This window comes from Marinactinospora rubrisoli (assembly GCF_042664915.1).
In the GTDB taxonomy this organism is placed as follows: domain Bacteria; phylum Actinomycetota; class Actinomycetes; order Streptosporangiales; family Streptosporangiaceae; genus Marinitenerispora; species Marinitenerispora rubrisoli.
This window is the reverse complement of the sequence record NZ_JBHTBH010000006.1, coordinates 352889-372782: the sequence shown is the minus strand read 5'-3', so window position 1 is coordinate 372782 and position 19894 is coordinate 352889. Positions and strand designations below refer to the sequence as shown.

17 protein-coding genes, 1 tRNA gene and 4 pseudogenes are annotated in these 19894 nt (G+C 69.4%); 10 read left to right on the top strand and 12 right to left on the bottom strand.

Going from position 1 to position 19894, the window contains the following annotated elements:
- Positions 1–11: 11 nt before the first annotated feature.
- Complete coding sequence (locus ACFQRF_RS15050) at positions 12–479, top strand: hypothetical protein (RefSeq protein WP_379871699.1); 468 nt, start codon at positions 12–14, stop codon at positions 477–479.
- Positions 480–534: 55 nt separating this feature from the next.
- Here the strand turns inward: ACFQRF_RS15050 and ACFQRF_RS15045 are convergent, their stop codons facing one another.
- From ACFQRF_RS15045 to ACFQRF_RS15030, 4 genes are read right to left on the bottom strand one after another with little or no spacing between them, the layout of a single operon-like run.
- The gene (locus ACFQRF_RS15045) at positions 535–1734 is read right to left on the bottom strand and encodes a macrolide family glycosyltransferase (protein WP_379871698.1); all 1200 of its coding nucleotides are present in this window, start codon (positions 1732–1734) and stop codon (positions 535–537) included.
- 31 nt (positions 1735–1765) lie between these two features.
- Positions 1766–2605: an ABC transporter permease gene (locus tag ACFQRF_RS15040; RefSeq protein ID WP_379871697.1), complete on the bottom strand. Its 840-nt coding sequence runs from the start codon at positions 2603–2605 to the stop codon at positions 1766–1768.
- 17 nt (positions 2606–2622) lie between these two features.
- On the bottom strand, positions 2623–3570 hold the full coding sequence (locus ACFQRF_RS15035) for an ATP-binding cassette domain-containing protein (protein ID WP_379871696.1): 948 nt from the start codon (positions 3568–3570) through the stop codon (positions 2623–2625).
- Positions 3567–4154, bottom strand: coding sequence for a TetR/AcrR family transcriptional regulator (locus ACFQRF_RS15030; protein WP_379871695.1), 588 nt, complete (start codon positions 4152–4154; stop codon positions 3567–3569). The genes ACFQRF_RS15035 and ACFQRF_RS15030 overlap by 4 nt, the downstream gene beginning before the upstream one ends.
- Before the next feature lie 371 nt (positions 4155–4525).
- On the opposite strand from ACFQRF_RS15030, the gene ACFQRF_RS15025 reads away from it, so the two are divergent.
- Entirely contained in the window at positions 4526–5638 is a 1113-nt protein-coding gene (locus ACFQRF_RS15025) for an endonuclease/exonuclease/phosphatase family protein (protein WP_379871694.1), read from the top strand.
- 395 nt (positions 5639–6033) lie between these two features.
- On the opposite strand, the gene ACFQRF_RS15020 is transcribed toward ACFQRF_RS15025, so the two are convergent.
- Positions 6034–7062, bottom strand: coding sequence for a helix-turn-helix domain-containing protein (locus ACFQRF_RS15020; protein WP_379871693.1), 1029 nt, complete (start codon positions 7060–7062; stop codon positions 6034–6036).
- 140 nt (positions 7063–7202) lie between these two features.
- On the opposite strand from ACFQRF_RS15020, the gene ACFQRF_RS15015 reads away from it, so the two are divergent.
- The 5 genes and pseudogenes from ACFQRF_RS15015 to ACFQRF_RS14995 all read left to right on the top strand — a co-directional run bounded on the left by ACFQRF_RS15015 (position 7203) and on the right by ACFQRF_RS14995 (position 10356).
- A complete protein-coding gene (locus ACFQRF_RS15015) occupies positions 7203–8252 on the top strand; it encodes a methyltransferase (protein WP_379871692.1) in 1050 nt (349 codons plus the stop codon).
- A 116-nt stretch (positions 8253–8368) separates the two neighbouring features.
- Positions 8369–8698 (top strand): GNAT family N-acetyltransferase, encoded by a 330-nt coding sequence (locus ACFQRF_RS15010; RefSeq protein WP_379871691.1) that lies wholly within the window; start codon positions 8369–8371, stop codon positions 8696–8698.
- Positions 8699–9006: 308 nt separating this feature from the next.
- Positions 9007–9528: pseudogene (locus ACFQRF_RS15005) on the top strand (Scr1 family TA system antitoxin-like transcriptional regulator); the annotation flags it as partial.
- Between the two features lie 80 nt (positions 9529–9608).
- Positions 9609–9692 (top strand): annotated as a pseudogene (locus ACFQRF_RS15000) (DUF397 domain-containing protein); the annotation flags it as partial.
- 96 nt (positions 9693–9788) lie between these two features.
- A pseudogene (locus tag ACFQRF_RS14995) lies at positions 9789–10356 on the top strand (transposase).
- Here ACFQRF_RS14995 and ACFQRF_RS14990 read toward each other — a convergent pair.
- Positions 10353–11120, bottom strand: coding sequence for an SDR family NAD(P)-dependent oxidoreductase (locus ACFQRF_RS14990; protein WP_379871690.1), 768 nt, complete (start codon positions 11118–11120; stop codon positions 10353–10355). The pseudogene ACFQRF_RS14995 and the gene ACFQRF_RS14990 sit on opposite strands and share 4 nt — an antisense overlap.
- 139 nt (positions 11121–11259) lie before the next feature.
- On the opposite strand from ACFQRF_RS14990, the gene ACFQRF_RS14985 reads away from it, so the two are divergent.
- From ACFQRF_RS14985 to ACFQRF_RS14975, 3 genes and pseudogenes are all read left to right on the top strand, one after another.
- Positions 11260–11856 (top strand): TetR/AcrR family transcriptional regulator, encoded by a 597-nt coding sequence (locus tag ACFQRF_RS14985; protein ID WP_379871689.1) that lies wholly within the window; start codon positions 11260–11262, stop codon positions 11854–11856.
- Positions 11775–12627 (top strand): annotated as a pseudogene (locus ACFQRF_RS14980) (Mur ligase family protein); the annotation flags it as partial. The gene ACFQRF_RS14985 and the pseudogene ACFQRF_RS14980, both read left to right, overlap by 82 nt.
- Before the next feature lie 132 nt (positions 12628–12759).
- Positions 12760–12969, top strand: a complete 210-nt coding sequence (locus ACFQRF_RS14975; protein WP_379871764.1) for a glutamate ligase domain-containing protein — start codon at positions 12760–12762, stop codon at positions 12967–12969.
- 293 nt (positions 12970–13262) lie between these two features.
- On the opposite strand, the gene ACFQRF_RS14970 is transcribed toward ACFQRF_RS14975, so the two are convergent.
- The 6 genes from ACFQRF_RS14970 to ACFQRF_RS14945 form a co-directional block, all read right to left on the bottom strand.
- Positions 13263–13988, bottom strand: a complete 726-nt coding sequence (locus ACFQRF_RS14970; RefSeq protein ID WP_379871688.1) for a hypothetical protein — start codon at positions 13986–13988, stop codon at positions 13263–13265.
- Between the two features lie 397 nt (positions 13989–14385).
- Positions 14386–14458 (bottom strand) — tRNA-His (locus ACFQRF_RS14965).
- 72 nt (positions 14459–14530) lie between these two features.
- Complete coding sequence (orn, locus tag ACFQRF_RS14960) at positions 14531–15172, bottom strand: oligoribonuclease (RefSeq protein WP_379871687.1); 642 nt, start codon at positions 15170–15172, stop codon at positions 14531–14533.
- Positions 15173–15284: 112 nt separating this feature from the next.
- Complete coding sequence (locus ACFQRF_RS14955; protein ID WP_379871686.1) at positions 15285–16943, bottom strand: DUF2510 domain-containing protein; 1659 nt, start codon at positions 16941–16943, stop codon at positions 15285–15287.
- 96 nt (positions 16944–17039) lie between these two features.
- Complete coding sequence (locus tag ACFQRF_RS14950; RefSeq protein WP_379871685.1) at positions 17040–17627, bottom strand: hypothetical protein; 588 nt, start codon at positions 17625–17627, stop codon at positions 17040–17042.
- Positions 17628–17908: 281 nt separating this feature from the next.
- Positions 17909–19663, bottom strand: a complete 1755-nt coding sequence (locus ACFQRF_RS14945) for a substrate-binding and VWA domain-containing protein (protein WP_379871684.1) — start codon at positions 19661–19663, stop codon at positions 17909–17911.
- Positions 19664–19894 lie beyond the last annotated feature (231 nt).

Here is a 19894-nt window from a genome sequence, read left to right as displayed (position 1 = left end):
GGGTCAATGTGGTGAAATGCTCGATCGAGCAGGCTGGACAGATCGCACATTCAGTTGTTCAGGAGCTCCATGTGGGCGAGGGTGGAAAGCCGGCTGGTAAGGAGGAGCTGATCGCGGTCGTCCGGAGGTTTGCTCGAATAGAATTCGATGTTCCTGATGAATGTGAGGCGGACGGGTTTCTGTTTGAGTATACGGAGGCCGGTTGGTTGGCGTATCCGGCTTTCATTGTGGGGTTCACTCGACAACTCGAAAAGGTCGATATTGAAGGTGAACATGAAAGTTATCTTCAGGTCCAAATGGAGCTGTGCTTCCATATGGACCCGGACTTTCGGGAACTCGGCAGTGGCACGTCCTGGTGGTTCGCTGATGAAGGGCGGGCGTTCGATGAGTGGATTGCGGATGTAGAAGATGAGCCAGTTTGGGATGTGGTTCGCAATAAACGGATTCTGGAATTTTCCTTATCTCAAGAAATGGCTTGATGTAATTTGAATTTATGTTCCTCTAGTGTTGATAGGGCAGTCGACATGGACCGCCTCAGTCCGCCAGGTGGGCTTCGAGCGCGTCGGCCGCCGCAGCGGCACCGTCGGTGGCGCGGAGCTTCCTACCCATTTCCGTGACACTGCCGCGGACCTGCTGGTCGGCGTGGATCTGGTCGACGCTGCGGCGCAGCAGGTCGGCGGTGATGTCGGCCTTGCCGAGCCGGAGCGCGAACCCGAGACGTTCGGCCTGGCGCGCGTTCGCGTCCTGCTCGGCCATCTGCGGCACTGCGACCATCGGGACGCCGAAGTACAGGGATTCCATTGTGGAGTTCATTCCGGCGTGCGTGAGGAACACGTCGGCGTGGCTGAGCACCGCAAGCTGCGGAAAGCGGGGGCGGATGTCGAAGTTCTCCGGCACCCGGCCGAGTTCGGAAGCGTCGAGATGGCCGCCGACCGCCATCGCCACCCGCCACTGGCCGTCGCCGAACGCCTTGAGGCACTCCCGGAAGAAGTCCGGTTGGTTGTTGAAGGCGGTGCCGAGTGAGATGAACAGCAGCGGTCGGCCCGGTTGCGGTGCCTGCCAGTTTTCGTCGGTGGCCCGGGCGCCGATGGAGGGGCCGACGAAGTGGAAGCGCTCGTCGAAGGTGTCCCCGGCGATCTGGAACTCGCGTGGGATGAAGACGATGTTGAGCGGTGCCGGTGTGCCGTTCAACGGGGCCGTCGGCTTGATGCCGAGATCGGCGGCGAGTTGCTCGCTCACCTGCCGCATCATCGAGAAGATCGGCAAGACGCCGGACGTCTCGCCTGATTCGCTGCGCAGGAGTTCGAGGAGTGACAGGTCCTCATGGCTGGCGTGGGTGGAGTGCAGTGCGACGTCGGGAAGGCCGAGCCGTTCGGCGGTGGCCCGGCCGACCGTGTCCATCGCGTCGTAGCACACCGCGTCGGGCCGGTCGGCCGCGAAGTGTTCCTCCAGGGCGGCCACGCCATCGCGGGTGGCGGTCAGGAAGTAGTCCAGCATCCGGCTCATGCCGGCGAGGTTGAAATCGGACGGGCGACTGGGCATTCCGCCGGGCGGAGGGACCGGCATCTCGCCCGGGAGGGCGATCGGTGCCGCCCCGGCGGATTCGATGGTGCGGTGGAAAGGCTCATGCACGGCATAGCTGACGCGGTGGCCGCGGCGTACGAGCTCCCGCACCAGCGGCAGCGTCGGGTTGACGTGCCCGTGGGCGGGCAGCGTGACGAAGGCGAAATGCATGGGTGTCTCTTTCCGGCTCGGGCGGGACTGATCAGAGCGGTCGGCGAAAACCCCGGACGGCGAAGGCCATTCCGGTCACGCACAGCAAGGCGCTGGTGGCCACGGCGGAGATGACGCCGCTGCCGGCGGGCAGGCTCAGCGAGAGGTCGCGGGAGGCGTCCACGGCGTAGGTGAGCGGGTTGATCTGCGCGATCACCTGTAGCCAGGTCGGCAGCGTGTCCAGCGGGACGAAGGCACTGGAGGCGAACATCAGCGGGAACATGGCCAGGAAGCCGATACTCTGCATCACCTCCTCCTTGCGCACCCAGGTGGCGATCGCCAGGAAGACCCAGGTCAGCGACCAGGCGACGAGCAGTGCCAGGAGCAGGGCCGCGAGTACGCCGGGCAGGCCGCCGGCGGGGTCGAACCCGAACAGCGCGGTCGCCACGAGCAGCAGGATGACGAGCTGTGCCGCGGTCCGGGCCAGATCGGACAGACTGCGAGCGATCAGCACCGAGCTCAGGCGGATGGGCAATGACCGGAAGCGGGCGATCACACCGTTCTTCACGTCGCTGATCAGCCCGACACCAGACTGCATCGCGGCACCGATGCCCGTGGTCACCAGGATCGCGGGCATCAGGTAGTTGATGTAACTGCCGCCCTGCTCGGCGACGCTGCCGAGCATTGCCGTGCCGAAGACCTGACTGAACAGCACCAGCATGATCAGCGGCTGCAACAGGCTGAAGACGACAACTTGCGGGTCCTTGATCATGGCGCGCAGGGACCGGCCGGTGAGCACGCTGATCTGGGTGGTGAAACCGGCGCCGTGCCAGTTGCGGTGCGCCGACGCCGGTCGTTCGTTCGTTGCGGGGGCGGTGCTCGTGGTGATCATCGGGTTTCCCATCGGGTTCAGGCCGCGGCTCGGTTGGCCTGGTGGGCGAGCGCGAGGTAGACGTCGTCCAGGGTCGGTTCACCGAGAGAGAGGTCGCCGACCTCGATTCCGGACTCGTCCAGGGCACGGACGACGTCGGCCAGTTCCCGGGATGCGGATACCGGCACGGTGAGCGCGTTGCGCTGCTCGTCAGGGGTGGGGGTGAAGCCGGCGGCGGTGAGCGCTCGCAGCGCGTCGGCCACGTCGCGCGGCCCGGCGAGGGTGGCCGTCACCGTGCGCTGCCCGACCTGCGCCTTCAGCTCCGCGGCGGTTCCCGCGGCGACAACCTTGCCCGCGGAGAGTACGGTGATCGAGTCCGCCAGCCGGTCGGCTTCGTCCAGGTACTGGGTGGTCAGCAGCACGGTCGTGCCGTCGGCGACCAGCGATTCCACGATCTGCCACAGGTTCAGCCGGCTCACCGGGTCGAGCCCGGTGGTCGGCTCGTCCAGGAAGATCACGTCCGGACGCCCGACCAGGCTTGCGGACAGGTCGAGACGCCGCCGCATGCCGCCGGAATAGCCGCCCACCGGCCGCTTCGCCGCCTCGGTCAGGTCGAACATCGTCAGCAGTTCGTCGGCGCGCTGCCTCGCCTCCCGCCGGCTTGCGCCGAGCAGCCGCGCGATCAGTACCAGGTTTTCCCGTGCGGACAGTTGTTCGTCCACCGAGGCGAACTGGCCGGTCAGGCCGATCCGTGCGCAGACCTCGTGGCGTTGCCGGACCACATCGAAACCGGCGATCCGCGCGGTGCCGCTGCTCGGCGGCAGGAGCGTGCTGAGGATGTTGATCAGTGTGGTCTTGCCCGCGCCGTTGTGGCCGAGCAGGCCGAGCACACTGCCCTGCGGCAGCTGCAGGCTGACGTCGTCGAGCGCGGTGACGGTGCCGAACCGCTTGCTGACGTGACTGACTTCGATGATGGGGGTGGTCAACGGGACGCTCCTGGGATGTCGTCGTTCTCGGTGCCTGCCAGAGCTCCGTGCAGCAGCAGGTCGACGCGGGTGCGGACCGAGGCCCGGGGATCCTCACGCTTCGAATCGAACTTCGTCCCCGCCACGAGGGAGATCGTCATCCGGGCAAGGTCGTCGACCGGAACGCGGAACCGCTCGCCGCTCTGCGCCAGCACGGACGCGATCGCGGCGGAAAGGTTGTCGATGAACTCCACGGGAGGCTCGGGACCGGGCCCATCGCCGTGGTGGGGCGGTCCGTGCTTGCGTATGTCGTGGCCGCTGGTAACCAGGATCTGGATCAGGTCGCCGAGGCGCATGAAGTGGTCGAGGAAGAGCAATGCGGCCTCAGAGAGCCGCGTGGCGACATCCCCTTCGCGGGGGAGCTGCCGGATCGCCGCGCACACCCGGTCGCTGCGGAAGGCCGCCGTCACGCAGGCGTGCAGCAGTTCGTCCTTGTCCTTGAACGCGCGGAAGACGGTTCCTTCCGCGATCCCGGCGGCCTGGGCGATCTGCCGGGTGGTGATGTTGGCGCCGTGCTCGGCCAGCAATGGGAGAGTCGCCTGCACGATCGCTTCGCGTCGCTCGTTCGGGGCCATAGCGGACGCCCGGCGCCGGGATTGTTGGTGATTCACATCGTGGAGGCTATGAGTGAATGCTCACTCATGCAACGTGCAAAGGGTCACTCAACGCACCGGAGGGCACTGGGACCGAGTGTCCGCTTGCTCAGCGCGAGACAACGCTGCCCGAGCAAAACGTCACGGCCAGCTCCGTGTGGTCCGCGGCGGCGTCACTGCGCCATCGCTGCGCTGCACAACGCAGCGAACCCGCAAAGTTCCGGCGGGGTTCACGAGTCGTACGCGAGGCGCCTTGATGCTTTGTTTCGGCCAGTGGCCAGTTCCTTCCGGGCACTGGCATTCAGCGATCGCGGAGGTCAAGCATGGTCAATCGTCGTGAGCTGCTCGGGATTGTGGGTGTGACCCTCGGAGCGGGAGTGCTGGGGACGGGCACGGCCGAGGCCGAGTCCCAGAGCACAGCGGGGCGGCACGGTCCCACGCACCGAACGCTCAAGGTCCTTCAGTTCAACATCTGGATGGGGGGCAGCCAGGTTCCGGGCGGCCGGGCCGGTATCGCCGACACCATCGCCGCGGTCAAGCCGGACGTGGTCATGCTCAGCGAGTCGACGCCGGAACGGGTCGCCGACCTGCTGTCCGACCTCGCCGACCGCGGCCTGACCTTCTACGACAACCAGAACCCGACCGATCCGGCGGTGATTTCGCGCTACCCGATCATCGGGCACCGGTCCTTCTCGTACTGGTCGAAGGCGGTCATCTCGGTCGACGGCACCGAGCTCGCGGTCTACTCCGGGCACCTTGAGTACCGCTACTACGCCAACTACCTCCCGCGCGGGTACGGCGGCGGTACTCCGAAGCCCCTGGAGACGTCCGAGTACGGCTGGGGCGAGATCCCGACCGGTCCGATCACCGACGTCGGTCTGATCAACCGGATCAACGAGGCGTCCGGGCGTACCGAGGTGACGAAGACGGTGCTGGCGGACGCCGCGGAGGAGCGCCGCCGGGGACGTCTCACCATGCTGGCCGGCGACTTGAACGAGCCGTCGCACCGGGACTGGACCCACCGGACCCGGAACCTGTTCGACCACAACGGCACCGTCGTCGAGTGGTCGACGACCAAGGCGATCGAGGAAGCCGGTTTCCGCGACAGCTTCCGCGACATCTACCCCGACCCGGTTCGCTCGCCCGGCTTCACCTGGCCCAGCGACAACCCGGATGCCGAGCCGGGGCAGCTCACTTGGGCTCCGAAAGCGGACGAGCGGGACCGGATCGACTTCATCTTCTACCACCCCGACCGGCGGATCCGCCTTCTCGACAGCGTGATAGTCGGCCCGTCCACCACGATCGTGCGCAACGAGCGGGTGGAGGAGTCCGGACGGGAGGAGTTCTGGAAGCCGAGCTGGACTTGGCCGACCGATCACAAGGCCGTGCTCAGCACCTTCCGCGTGGACACCCGCCACGACGGTCACCTCCGCTGACCGGCTTGTCCGACTGCCGGCCAGAACGTCCGCGTTCTGGCCGGCAGCATTCACCGGTCCTCCGGGTTGGCCAGCGCAGCCCGAGCACCACGAGGAACGGCGGCATCAGGAATCCGGCTCCCCCGGGAGTGGCCCTTGTGTCCTCGCGTTCCCGTCGGCGATGACGGAAAGACCCCTGGTGGAGCACGTGAGGCGCCTGCATTCTCCTGGTCGGCAGTTCTCAGGAGACGGGCGGACTAGCCGCCGGTCTCCTGCGGTGACGGGGCGAAGGTGACCTGCACCGGCCCGCCGCTGCATCGGTCGAAACCGGGACCGATTGCGGCATCCATCCCGGGCTCCGCCTGGGTGCCGCCTGAAGGCCCGTCGGAGCGTCCATCCGGGTAGCCACGAGCCGGCTACATCGGTTTTCGACGTGTCGGCGGCGACTCTGGTGTGTGGCTGCTCGACCGGGCGAACCGGGCGGGGGTCTGGCCGTATTGCCGCTTGAAGGCCCGGATGAAATGACTGCTGTCCGCGAACTGCCAGCGCGCTGCGAGTTCGGAGACGCTCGGTCGGTCCAACGGTGCGGCCAACTGGAGCCGGGCCTGTTCCAGTCGGCGGCGGCGGATGTAGGTCGCCACCGACTCCTCGGCCGCAGCGAACGCCCGGTGCAGTGTCCGGACCGAGATGTTGAGTTCGCGGGCCAGTGACGAGGGCGAGAGATGCGGGTCGTCCAAGCGGGCGTCGATGACGTCTTTCGCCGCTTGGGCCAGTGCGGTGGCAAACCGCGGCTCCTTATCGTCGAGTTCCTGTCTCAGCACCCCCTTGACCAGCTCGATCAGGGCATCGCGCGCGGCTCGCGCACCGGCGGGGGTGAAGTCGTTCACGGACTCGGCGACCATTCCGGCGTGCGCCATGAGCACGCGCACCTCGGTCGAGACGACAGCCCCGACGGTCGGCCGGTCACCGACCAACGGTCTGACCGCCGAGGCGGGCAAGATCAGCACGGTCGCCTTCGTGTGCGGCTCCACCGCGAACTGCGCGGGTAGGCCGTTCTTCCGGACGATGAATCGCCCGGCCGGCACGGTGATCTCGCTGCTGAGGTGCGGTCCCGCGAAGCGCCAGGCTCCGCGCCGCAGTGCATGTATCAGCACCCGGTCGTCAACGCGGTCACGGACCCCCTGAGTGCGGCCGACGATCGACGCGCCGTGGAGGTCCGCGATCACCGTGTCGTGCACCTTGGCGGCGTGAACGCCGACCCGGAATTCACCGGTCGCGCCCGTGTCGAAGGGCGGCAGTGGGAACGCCCCGCCGACCTGTGCGTCCCACCCGCGCCGAAAGGCGTCGAAGCCGTCCCGGCCCGTGCTCGGATCCGTGACGTCCACGGCGAAGGTCCTGCGCGGTCCGCCGATCGCCGGTCCGTTGTTCGTTGTGCTGCTGCCCACCGCTCGTCGATCCCACTTGCTACCTGTCGGCCGGTCCGGCGCTGATGTTCCATCAGGACGGCGCTGCGGGACAAGCGTACGCCGCACAGATCTTCCTAGGGTGAGATTCCGCCAAGCGGGACGGAAGGAGTCCGACCATCATGACCGATGAGACGCCCGGCGCCGATAGCGCGCGGAGCGATCCAGCGGCGGATGCCACCGCCGTTATGGACCTGCTCGCCGGCGGCGGCATTGCCCAGATCCTGCACGCGGTGACCGCGCTGCACATCGCCGATCACCTCGCCGACGGCGCGCTGACGGCGGAAGAGGTGGCCGAGCGTGCGGGCAGCCACGCACAGGCCACCTATCGCCTGATGCGCGCGGCGGCCTCGCTCGGAGTGCTGAGCTATGAGGGTGATCGCCGCTTCGGCCTCACCGGTCGCGGCCGGCTGCTGCGTGACGGCGTTCCGGGTTCCTTGCGTTCTCAGATTCTGGTCCAGACCGGACCCGCGCACTGGCGGTTGTGGGGCCTCTTCCCCGAAGCGGTGCGTCATGGCACCAGCCAGGCCAGGAAAGCGCTGGGCGCGGACGTCTTCGAGTATTTCGCGCGGCCGGAGAACGCCGAAGAGGCGGCACTCTTCTCCAGTGCGATGGGCGAGATGTCCACTCTGGTCACGCAGGGCGTGGTGGCCGCGGTCGATGCCACCGATGTCGCCACCGTGGTGGACGTCGGCGGCGCGGAAGGACAGTTCGTCCTGGCACTCATGGCCGCCGAACCCCGACTGCGCGGGCAGGTCGTGGATCTCCCGCACGTCGTGGAGGGAGCTCGCCGGGAGGCCGAGAACCGCGGCCTGTCCGACCGCTTCTCCGCCGTTGCCGGCGATTTCTTCATCGAGGTGCCCGCTGCGGACCTCTACCTGCTGAAGACGGTCCTGCACGATTGGAACGATGAGCAGTGCACGGCCATCCTGCGCAACTGCCGATCGGCCGTGCACGACGGCGGGCGCGCGCTGGTCGTGGAGATGGTCATCGGTGACATCGGCAAGCCCGACTTCGCGACCCTGTCGGACATGGCCATGCTGGCGATGACGAACGGCATGGAACGCGACCTGGACGAATTCGACGCGATTTTCGCGTCCGCGAGATGGCGCCGCGAAAAGACCTACCCCGTGGGAGGCGGCTACTACGGCATGGAACTCGTCGCCATCTGACGGCGCCGCGGTGAACCGGCGGTATCACGGGAGTCGTCAGGCGACACGCGTGCAGCAGGAGATCGAGGCGTACGGTCGCCCCGCCGCCGTGACCGCCGGGCAGTAGCCGGCTGCGCATGACCCCCGTCGATGTGCCCGGTGACAGGCTCCGCGTCCGCGAACTCCGGAAGACCGATCTCGACGATCTCGTCAAGGTCTACGGCGACGACACCGCGGTCCGCCATCTGTCCTTCACACCGCGTACGCCCGAGCAGTGCGCTGCCACCATCGAGTCGGCCATTGACGATGCGCAGGCGGAGAACCGGCGGGTGTACATGCTCGCCGTCGTCACAGGCGATGACCACCTGGTGGGAACGGCTCGGCTGGGCATCGACGAGCGGCCCCACAGCGGGCAGATTGGGTTCGCGCTTCGGCCTGACCTGTGGGGCCGGGGTATGGGGGAGTGAACTGGTGCAGTTACTTCTGGGATTCGGCTTCGATGTCCTTGCCCTGAAGCGACTGTGGGGAGCACGGTCACCCGACGACGCCTCCCGTCGCGTCACGGAGGCCGAGGTGGTGCACCCGCTGGTGCACCCCCGAACAGGGACAGGCCCTGACCACGCGGAGCGTTTCCGCAGGCCAGGGCCTGTCCTTCTACCAGGGTGAGTGACGGGGCTCGAACCACCCACCGTGCACCCATTCTGACCTGCGGATTTGCGAGAATTGCCGACGCTGTCGGCGGATTCGTTTCCAGGGTGCACCGGGTTCGGCCGGGGTGTATTGGGGGTCGTGCACCCGGCGGGTGCACCATTTCGAGGTGTGGCCCCGCTCGATTTGCGCGGGAAATCCGCTATTGAGTAGTTGGCCGACCGTTTTCGGGAGCTGGTTCGAAGCTAAGATCACACGCATCGAGACACGGAAGATCCTGCGCATCCGTGACGCTGACGTCCAGACCCTTCTCGACGTGTACGAGGTCACCGATCCACAGGCGCGGGAGGCTTACCGCAAGCTGGCCCGAGACGCGGCGCAAAGCGGCTGGTGGGTTGGCTACCGCGACATCCTGGGCGCCGGAACCTACGTCGATCTGGAGACCGAAGCCTCACGCGTGTGCACCTACCAGGTGCTGTATATTCCTGGCTTGCTCCAGACCGAGGACTACGCCCGCGCCTCCACCCGGGCCGGTGGCGTCACCAACGATGACGAGCTCGCCCGCCGTGTCGGGGTACGGATGATGCGTCAGCACATCCTGAACCGGGCCGACGCGCCGCGCCTGTGGGCGATCATCGACGAGTCCGCCTTCCGTAAGCTGCCGCCCGAGGTGGGCAGGAGTGCGTCGAGGTCGCCGACCTTCCGCGCGGCGCGGCCGTCCGGGACTCCCAGCACCCTGAGGCCGGCCACCTTGCCTTCCCCGCTCATGAGTGGGACGCCTTCCTCGCCGAAGTGAAGACGCGCAACCTGTAGCCGCGAAACGCAGAAGACCCTTCTCAGCAGGCTGGAAGGGGCTTCTGCGTGCTCCAAAAAGAGTGGGGTAAGACCTGTCTGATAATTGATCTTGTGGTGGGTTGTAGTGAGCTGACGGATGTGGCATGGGATTGGACAGCGCCTTTACTGCCCGGCGATGATGGTCGTGGGCGGCCGCGGCGGGATCACCGGCAGGTGATCAATGGGGTGCTGTGGCGGCTGCGGACCGGTGCTCCGTGGCGTGACCTGCCGGAACGCTATGGGTCGTGGCAGACGGCCTAGCGAGTTGCGGGTGCCCCGCCCAGGAGCCGGGCGTCCCCGTCGCAGACCTGATGCGGTCCTCGCGGACAAGGCGTATTCATCACGGGCGATCCGCCGCAGCCTGCGCAGGCGGGGCATTCGGGCCGTGATACCCGAGCGGGTCGACCAGAAGGCCAACCGTCGGCGACGCGGCCGGGCTGGCGGCAGACCGCCGGTCTTCGACGGTGAGCTCTACAAGGCCCGCTACGTGGTCGAACGCTGCTTTAACCGCATTGAACAGTTCCGTGAGATCGCGACCCGCTTCGACAAACTGGCCGCCCGCTACAAGGCCGGAGTCCAGCTCGCCTCACTCATCCTCTGGCTCCGCGAACCCACCAAAGAGCAGTTGCCAGACAGTACTTAGCGCACGGTGAGCCCCCCGTCGACGGTGAGTACGGTGCCGGTAGTCCAGCGTGCGGCTGCCAGGTAGGCGGCTGCCTCGGCGACGTCCCGTGGGGTGCCGATACGGCCCAACGGATAGGCGGCCTGGATGCCGGAGTCGTGCGCCGCGCGCTGTTGCGGCGTCATCGGGTCGAGGTAGGAGTGCTGGTAGGTGGTGGTGTGGACGGCGCCCGGTGCGAGAGCGTTGACCCGCACGCCGTCGGGGCCGAGTTCGTTGGCCAGGGCCATGGTCATGGAGTCGATGGCTCCGCGGGTCGCGGAGTAGGCGGACGAGGCGCGGCCGGCCGTCATCCTGCGTGCCCAGTAGCTGCTGATGTTGATGATGCTGCCCTGGGCCCTTGTAAGTTCAGCGAGGAGCGCCCGGCTGAGCAGCAGCGGCACCTTGACGTTGAGGTGCAGCATGGCATCGATCATGTCCGGTGTGGTGTCCGCGAGGGGGGCGAAGTGCGCGGCACCCACGTTGTTGACGAGCGTGTCAACGCGATCAGTCAGTGCACGGACGGCCTCGCCGACTGCTTCTGCGGCGCCGGGCCTGGCGAGGTCGGTGGGCACCGTGTGGACGGCGGTGCCGTGCCCGAGGAGGGTTTCGCGGGCGCGGCCGAGTCTGCGGGGATCGCGTCCTACGAGGATCAGGTCGGCGCCCTGGGCGGCCAACGCTCCGGCGATGGCGTAGCCCAGGCCGTCACTTCCGCCGGTGACGACCGCGGTGTTCCCACGAGACGGCATGTCGGTTTCCTCCCGGGGAGCCGGTGAGGGCGAGGTCATGGCACGCCTGCTTTCTTCCAGCTAAACGGACGGAACGTGTCCGTTTCGCCAGGCTAACGGAAGCGGACAATGTCTGTCCATTTTGGTCTACGGTGACATCATGAACGCACGACGACAGCCAGCGACGAGCGACGCGGTAGACCGGAAGGCGCCCCGCGCGGACGCGCAGCGCAACGCCGCGCTCGTCCTGGCCGGTGCACGGCGCGCTGTCGCCTCCAAGGGCCTGGACGTCAGCTACCACGAGATCGCCCGCGAAGCGGGGGTGGGCGTCGGCACGGTCTACCGCCGCTTCCCGGAACGCGACCAACTCATGGCAGCCGTGCTGCGCGACATTCTGAACGAACTGATCCGGACTGCCGAAGCCTCTGTGGAATGCACGGACCCGTGGGAGGGCTTCACCCGGCTGCTCAGCGGCCTGGCCATCCGCACAGCGGAGAACGCGGGCCTGTCCGGAACACTCGACGCATACGGTGGCCCCGACATCGCCGCGCTGCGCCATCGCCTCCTGGAGCTCATCCAGCAGGCCACCGAGCGCGCCCAGCAGGCCGGCGCGCTCCGGGACGACGTGGACTGGCAGGACATGCCGTTCCTGGCGCAGGCCGCGGTCACGCCCGGATGCTTCCTGGGCCTGCCTGCAGACCCCGCCCGGGGACTGCGCACGCTCCGCGTCATCCTCGACGGGTTGCACTGCTCCTGAGACAGTCCCGGCTCTCCGCCAGTCGGTCTGCGATCTGTGGACTCTTTGGAGGGCATGACGTGAGACGGCGGCCGGGGAGGCGAAGAGAAAGAGGGAACGGCCGTATGCCGATCGCCGACAGCCCTACCAGATCCGCCGTGCTCGCCCAACGCCAGGTGGCCGCCCCGGCCGTCATGGTTGACGACGTTCAGGATGCGCTCGGCCGACTTACCCGACACCTGATCACCACCCGCGCTCCGCGGGCGACCATCATCGGGATCACGGGAAGCGCTGGCAAGACCACCACGAAGGACCTGACGGGGCACATGCTGTCGTCGGCCGGCGCCACCGTCTTCACGCCCGGCTCCCGCAACTCCGAGATCGGCCTGCCCACCACGGTCGCCAACGCCCAACTCGACGGGATCGAGCACCTCGTGCTGGAGATGGGCGCGCGGCATCGGCCACATCCGGTACCTCACCACGATCGCCCCACCGCGCATCGGCGTCGTCGTCAACGTCGGATCGGCGCACACCGGCGAGTTCGGCGGCGTTGAGGCGATCGCCCAAGCGAAGGGGGAGCTGGTCGAGGCGCTCCCGTCGGCCGAGGAGGGCGGCACTGCGGTCCTCAACGCCGACAACGGACACGTGCTGGCCATGGCCAGGCGTACGCGGGCGCGCGTTCTCACCTTCGGGGAGTCGGCCGAGGCGGCGGTGCGAGCGTCGGCGGTGACGATGGACGATGCCGGCCGTGCGCGGTTCCTGCTGACGACTCCTGAGGGGGAGGCGGAGGTGCGGCTGCGGTTGTACGGGCGTCACCAGGTGTCCAACGCGCTCGCCGCCGCAGCGGTTGCCCATGCGGTCGGGGTGCCGACGAGGAACATCGCGGCGGAGTTGTGCTCGGCGGTGCCGCTGTCGCCGGGGCGCATGCAGGTGACGCACCGTGCGGACGGCGCCGTGATCATGAACGACGCCTTCAACGCCAATCCGCACAGCATGCGGGCGGCTCTCGACTCGCTTCGACTGCTGCGAGCCGAACGCCGGGTGGCCGTTCTCGGGGCGATGTTGGATCGGCCCGGCCTCCGGGGAGGAGCACGCGGCGGTCGGCCGTTACGCCGTCGACCGCGGCCGTGCTGATGTCGTGGTGGCGGTCGGGGAGGGCGCGGACATGGACCGTCTCGCGGAAGCCGCGGGTGAGGCCGGCGCCCGTGTCGAGCGCGTCAAAAGCTCGGAGGAGGCGGCGGACGCCGCTCGCGGCCTCTTGCCCGGACCGAACGGTGTGCCGAGCGGGCAGGCGAGGGCTGATCAGCTGCGCGGTCTGGTCGAGGCGGATCTGCGCTGTCTGGGTGTCAACCGGCTCGACCTGGTCTATCTGCGGGTCGGCGGGATGACCGGGCCGGGCGGCTGGAGGAGCGCCATGGTTCGGGGCGTCAAAGCGATGCGGCGCCGTGACTGGACGGTCTTGGGTGGGCCGAGTTTGAAGGTGTTGTCGGGGTGGCGTTTCCATGCCCGCCGTACCTCCAGGAACCCGGTGTCGTCTCGGATGGTGATGTCGCGGGCCTGCAGCGCGGTGAGTTCGCTGTAGCGCAAGCCGGTGAGGACGAGACCTCCAGCATGTCGCGGACGTCTTCGTGCGCGCTGTCGCGCAGGAGGTTGAACTCCTCGCGGGTGAGGAAGCACATGTCGTCGCCTCCTTCGCCGTCGTCGAGGCGCGGAAGTTTCGTCCTCGCCGCCGGGTTGGTCGGGCGGAGTTCTTCCTCGACGGCCGCCTGGAAGATGAGGTAGAGCAGGCCGTGCAGGTTGTGGATGCTCTTCGGGCGTAGCGGCGGGCGCAGCCAGGTGGTTTGGCGCTTGCCTCGACCCTTCTTGGCCTTCGAGGTGTCCTTGCCGGTGTGCGGGTGCGTCAGCACGCGTGGGTCAGGGATGCCGTCTTGGAGCTGGCCGACCCAGGCGCGGCCGGTCTTGTGGGTGAAGGTTTCGGTGTCGCGGATGTCGAGGTGCCCGAAGGTCGGGAGCATGTGGCGGCGCACGTCGCGTTCGTAGTCGGCCTTGGTGCGTGCCTCGATCCCGGTCATCGAGGCGATGAGTTCGAGGGCGTACTCGCGGAAGTAGACCGGTTCGGGGCCGTCTCCGGTGTCGACCTTGATCCAGCCCACGCCCGGCACCCAGCCGGGTGCCCCATCCTTGGCGTGGGATCCAGTTCTCTGGCCACTGATGGTCCGCTTCTTCTACGTGCAGGCGGAAGGTGTGGGCGCCGACACGGGAGTCGAAGGGTTCGGACTGCGGCGCGCCGCCGCGATGCCCGCCAAGCCGCCATTTCTCCCAATACCGGATGGACCCGTCCTGCAGTGGCCGCTTGTTGATGGTCGCCATACTCAGCACCATCGCTCGGTTTCGGGTGGCCACCGAAGGAATCCGGCGGAGAACCTCGGCGTTCTTTCCGCCCCCGCCAGGGTGAGTGACGGGATCAGATCGAGGCGGTGCACCCGCGAACAGAGACAGGCCCTGACCGCGCGGAGTGTTTCCGCAGGTCAGGGCCTGTCCTTCTACCAGGGTGAGTGACGGGACTCGAACCCGCGACATCTTGGACCACAACCAAGTGCTCTACCAGCTGAGCTACACCCACCACGTCGCAGTGCGGTCAGGTACCCCGCGTCTGCGTCCGAGATGATTCTAGCGGGTTTGCGGAACGGATCGTTCACCCTTTTTCGGTGGGGCTCTCCGGGGAGGTGAGGATGCCGGTGCCGCCGTTGACGATGTCGGCGGCGATCGCGCGGGCCGTGGCCGTGTCGGGGCCCGGGGTGGGGACGAAGGCGGCGGCGCGGTAGTAGCGGAGTTCGCGGATGCTCTCGGTGATGTCGGCCAGGGCGCGGTGGCCGCCGTGTTTGTCGGGGCTGGCGAAGTAGACGCGCGGGTACCAGCGGCGCAGGAGTTCCTTGATGCTGGACACGTCGACCATCCGATAGTGCAGGTGCTGGTCGATCGCGGGCAGGTCGCGGGCGATGAAGGTGCGGTCGGTGGCGATGGAGTTGCCGCACAGCGGGGCCTTGTTGGGCTCCGGGACGTAGCGCTTGATGTGGTTGAGGATCAGGTCCTCCGCCTCCTCCAGGGAGACGCCCTTGTCCAGTTCCTCCAGGAGGCCGGACGTGGTGTGCATCTGCCGGACGAAGTCCCCCATCTGGTCCAGGGCCGCCTGTGGCGGCCGGACGACCACGTCGATCCCCTCGTCGAGCTGGTTGAGATCGCCGTCCGTGATCAGACAGGCGACCTCGATCAGCGCGTCTCGTTCGAGGTCGAGCCCCGTCATCTCGCAGTCGATCCACACCAAGCTGTCATTCATACCGGACAGCTTAGGACTTTCCAGCAATGAAGCCGGTGGTGGGCGTGCCGCGCCCCCGGACGCGCCCCCGGATCTGCGGGGCGGGCCGGGGGCGTTCGGAGGCCGGGGGTGGCTAGAGGCCGCCGAGGTCGATGACGCCGGTGAAGTACAGCGCGACGACCACGATCAGCAGGAACGCGATGAGGAGGACGAAGATCAGGCAGCCCATGCAGCCGCCGCAGCCGCGCTTCTTTTTCTTCTCCGGTGGCGGGACGGGGTACGGGGTCGGGGCTCCGGGGCGGCCCCACTGGCCCTGGCCGCCGGGGCCGGGGCGGCCGGGGTAGGGGCCGGCCGCGGGCGGGCCCGCGTGTGGGGGGCGGGCGGCGGGCGGGTAACCGCTCGGTCCGCCCTGCGGGTAGCCCTGGGGGACCGGTGGCTGGGCGGCGCGGCCGCGGTGTGCGGGAGGCTGCTGCGGCTGCTGCTGCGGGGCGGGCGGAGGCGGCGGGAAGCCCGGTCCGCTGGGTGCGCCCTGGGGGCGGTAGCCGGGGTACGGGCCGGAGGGGGGTGCGGCCGGGGGCTGCTGCGCGCCGGACGACGGGGCCGAGTACGGCGGCTGCGGGAGGGCGGGCGGGAAGGCGGATGGCTGGCCCGGCTGCTGGCCGCCCGACTGCTGCTGCGGCCAGGCCGGCTGGCCGCCGGTGTCCGGGGGGGCCGGGGGCGTGGCGCCGGGGGTGCCCGACTCGGCCGCGGCCGACGGGGTTCCCGCAGCTCCCTGGGCGCCGGGCGTTCCGGAGGCGCCGGGCGTTCCGGACGGCCCCGGTGTGCCCGCCGCACCCGCGGCCTGCTGCGCCTGCGCCGCCTGCTCCCGGCGCTGCTCCTCTTCCTTGGCCTGCTGCTCGGCCCGGCGCTTGGCCTCCTCCTCGGCCTTCTTGCGCTGCTCCTCCTGGCGCTTCTCCCGCTCGGCGGCGAGGTCGGACCGGTAGTCCTGCAGACCTTCCTTCAGGTCGCCGAGGAACTTGTTGAGCTTGAAGCCGCTCTTCTTGGGCTGCTCGGCCGGGGCGTCCTGGGCCGCCTCGGCGGCCGCCGCGGCGGTGAAGAGCGGGTCGTCGGGGTTGAAGACGGCCGTCTTGGGCGCGGGGGCCCCGGACGCCTCACCGGTGAGGTCGCGCGTCGGGTCGGCCTCGTCGTCCTCGTCGATGGACGGTCCGCGCATATCGCTGAGGTCGGCGGTCGGGTCGTCCTCGTCCTCGCCCTCCGCGGCCGGGGTGCGCGGCCGGTCCTGGGGCTCGATGCGCATGGTGGCCGGTTCCGGCTCCGGGCCGGGCGAGGACGCGCGCGGCCGGCTGGGCGGGTCGACGCGCATGGTCGCCGGTGCGTCGTCGACCGGGTCGACGGGGCGGCGTGGCCGGTCGCCGGGGTCGATGCGCATGGTGGCGGGGGCGTCGTCCACGGGCTCGACCGGCTGCGGGGCCTGGGCGGGCGGGTCGAAACGCATGGTGGCGGGCTCGGCTTCCGGGCCGGAGGCCGGGGCGGCGCCGCTCAGGTCCATGGTGGCCTCGTCCGGCGCTTCGGCCGGGCGGCCGGTCTGCTGCCGTGCCGCGCCGGTCAGGTCGCCGGTGGCCTCGGCATCGGCCGACTCGGCCGGGCGTCCGCCCGTCCCCTCGGCGGCGGCCTCCCGGAGCTCGGTGAGCGAACGGACGTGCGTCGTCCACGCGCTGCCGTCCCACCAGCGCAGCCGTCCTTCCTCGCCGTGTGGGTCCGCGTACCAGCCAGGCTCGATCGATCCACCCATGGCGGACAGACTAAGGGGTTTTCGGACTGTGGATAACCACGGGTCCGGTTCCGGTGGCCGTCCGCAGCCGGTCGGGGGACGGGGTTCACCAGCGGTTCACGAAGCCGTGGCGGCGTGCGGCCGGATGGCGCCGTTGCCGGTCTCGGCCGGACGCGCCGGTTCGGGTGCCGGGGGCGGCGCCACCGGGTCCGGCCGCTGGGCCGGGACGTCCAGGCCGAGCATCCGGCGGACGTCCAACGCGCCCGGCCCCGCCGCCTGGCTGGCCGGCACCTGGGAGTGGCCGAAGTGCCCGCCCTGGGCCCAGTCACGGACGCCGGCGGCGGAGGAGCCGCGGACCGCGGCCGCGTCGGGGGGCGGTCCGGCCGGCCAGCTACGGGCGACGCCCCAGGAGTCGAGCCATTCCAGGATGCCGGCGAGCCCGGCCAGCCGGCCGTCGGTGATCGGCCGTGACGCCCGGCCGACCACGCGGATCAGGATGCAGACCCGGCCTTCCAGAGCGCGGTCGACCGAGTCGGAACAGACGAGCTGACCGGCGGCGGCCAGCGTCGCGGGCAGCAGCTGCACGACCTGGCCGCTCAACGGGTTCCACACCAGATGGGCGCTGTGCCCGTCGCCGGCCAGACGCTGGGCGACGGATCGGGCCGACAGCGTGCCGGGGTCGGATTCGGTCGTCTGCCAGACCACCCGGGGCGCCCCTCCGCGGGGGGCGGATCCCGGAGCGGCGCCGCGGACTCGTCCGGCGCCGGGCATCCACGCGTTCGCCACGACAGCCACCTCTCAGCGTTCGCAGGTGAAGGTGCTCTGACCACCTTGAGTACGCGATGACGCCCGGTAAGTCCATAGGTGTCCCCGGCTGTCATCTTGTGGGAGGGGGAAGGGCGCTCTGCCCGATCTCCGTGGCCACCGCGAATGGCGCAACACGGCGCGCGGCCAGGTGTGGCCACCCGCCGTGCCGTTTACTCGCCTTACTCGTCCTCGGCGACCCGCAGCGCGAACCCCTCCAGGAAGATGTCACCGATCTCGGTCGGGTCGTCGGTGGTGTAGGCGGCGCCGTGCGTGGCCTCGGCCACCTGCCGCAGCGGCTCCGGATCGACGCCGGGGCCGAAGGAGATCGAGATGACGCTGACCGGCCGGTCCGGATCGAACTCCTCCCGCAGGGTGTCCAGCAGCCCCTCCAGCGAGACGCTCTGGTCGTCGTCGTTGTTGCCATCGGTCAGCACCAGGATGGTGTTCACCCGGTCGGCCCGGTAGCTGTCGGTCATCTCGCGGTAGGCGGCCAGGATCGTGTCGTACAGGCCGGTGTCCCCGTCGGGCTCGGGCTCGATCTCCGCCAGCGCCGAGCCGAGCTCCTCCTGCTGGGTCGTGCCGTCGACCTCCTGGCCGAGGGGACGGATCGGCACCAGCTCGCGGTGGTCACGGTCGCCGTCGATCCGCACGGAGAACTCCCACAGGCCGATCTCGGCGTCGGAGGGGAACATCTCCAGGCCCTGCGTGGCGGCCTGGGTGGTCACCTGCATTCGGGTCAGCCCGGCGCCGGGGACCACCTCGGCCATCGACCCCGAGATGTCCAGCACCGTGAGCATCCGGCTGTTGAGCTGGAGCCGGTTCCAGGCGCGCAGCAGCGAGGTCACCGCGCCGTTGCTCGGTGTGGGCAGGTCGTCCGGCGGGGTCAGCCGGAACCCGTACTGGCCGTCGAGCTGGGAGGCGTTCGCGCTGCCGTCGGCGGAGCGGAAGCCGGCCGCCCGGACCGCGCTCTGGGCCTCCTGGCGGATCAGCCGGGTGCGGAAGATCTCCGCCCCGCGCGCGACGAGCGCGTCGTCGGTGCGCAGGAGATAGGGGTAGTCGAGGGTATAGGTGCCGTCCTGCGGGTACCCGACCCGGGCGGGGGAGTCGGGGTGCTCGGCGTTGTACCGCAGGGCGGCCTGCTCGGAGAGCACCATGAGCGGCGCGCTGCCGTCCTGGAGCGCCTCGAACGCCGACGTCTCGTCCGCCGCGACCTCCCGCTGGAGGTTCTGCAGCGCGGCGATGAGCTGCGGGCTGGAGGTGTCGCCGCCGCCGATGGCGCCGTGGACGAGGGCGAGGGTGGCCAGGCCGGAGGAACTGCGCAGCGGGTCGACCACCTGCACGCCCAGGTCCTCGCCGCTGGGCGCGGCGGTCGGCAGCAGGGTCTCCCATGACACCGCCCGGTCGGCGTCCTCCGCCGGGGTGGCGAGGGCGCCGGGCCCCTGGGCGAGCAGCAGTGGCGACCGCGCCAGCGAGGTGCCGGTTCCGGTGACCTCGGAGTCGGCCGAGTCGCGCTGGACGATCCGCTGCCAGAGCGTGGAGTCGGGGACCCAGACGTCGGAGTCGGTCCGGCCGCTGGTCGCCCCCGCTCCGGTGATGGCGTAGGCGACGTCGGCCGGGTCGGCCGCGTGCACCTCGACCCGGACGCACCGGCCCTCGATCGCGCGCCGCTCATCGTTGAAGGCGGTCGCCAGGTCCGAGAGCACGGGGGCGATCTCGGGGGCCGCCGCGACCGTGACCGGGATGTCCTCTCCGCCGCAGCCGCCCTGGCGTTCGAACAGCAGCCAGCCGCACAGCCCGAGCGCGAGGAGGATCGCGCAGGCGGCGGCCAGCGCGGCGAACGCGCCGCCGCGGCCGCGGCGGCGCCGGTCCGGCCCGGACCGGCGCGGCGTGTCAGAAGCGTCGTCGGGAAGGGGGGTTCCGCGGTGGCGTCCCAAGGCTTCCTCACGGGGTCGGTGCCGTCGGTGTGGGACGGAACGCTACTCAACGTGGCATCCGGATAAAAGGGGCGAGTCGCGGTACGGGAGGTATTCCGGTTGGTTCCGGTTGGGATTTCGGCCGGGCCACCGCGGGCGGAATCCGACGCCCGATCGTGATCACCGCGCCCAGCGGCGCGGAGTCCAGGGCCGTGTCCCGTAATAACGGCTGTCGGCCGCGCCGGAGCACAC

Excerpts from the sequence above, each read along its gene's own strand:
- ACFQRF_RS14985 (WP_379871689.1), top strand. The coding sequence starts at position 11,260 with ATGAACGCACGACGACAGCCAGCGACGAGCGACGCGGTAGACCGGAAG.
- ACFQRF_RS15015 (WP_379871692.1), top strand. The coding sequence starts at position 7,203 with ATGACCGATGAGACGCCCGGCGCCGATAGCGCGCGGAGCGATCCAGCG.
- ACFQRF_RS15010 (WP_379871691.1), top strand. The coding sequence starts at position 8,369 with ATGACCCCCGTCGATGTGCCCGGTGACAGGCTCCGCGTCCGCGAACTC.
- orn (WP_379871687.1), bottom strand. The coding sequence starts at position 15,172 with ATGAATGACAGCTTGGTGTGGATCGACTGCGAGATGACGGGGCTCGAC.
- ACFQRF_RS15040 (WP_379871697.1), bottom strand. The coding sequence starts at position 2,605 with ATGATCACCACGAGCACCGCCCCCGCAACGAACGAACGACCGGCGTCG.
- ACFQRF_RS15045 (WP_379871698.1), bottom strand. The coding sequence starts at position 1,734 with ATGCATTTCGCCTTCGTCACGCTGCCCGCCCACGGGCACGTCAACCCG.
- ACFQRF_RS14955 (WP_379871686.1), bottom strand. The coding sequence starts at position 16,943 with ATGGGTGGATCGATCGAGCCTGGCTGGTACGCGGACCCACACGGCGAG.
- ACFQRF_RS15025 (WP_379871694.1), top strand. The coding sequence starts at position 4,526 with ATGGTCAATCGTCGTGAGCTGCTCGGGATTGTGGGTGTGACCCTCGGA.
- ACFQRF_RS14990 (WP_379871690.1), bottom strand. The coding sequence starts at position 11,120 with ATGCCGTCTCGTGGGAACACCGCGGTCGTCACCGGCGGAAGTGACGGC.
- ACFQRF_RS14975 (WP_379871764.1), top strand. The coding sequence starts at position 12,760 with ATGCAGGTGACGCACCGTGCGGACGGCGCCGTGATCATGAACGACGCC.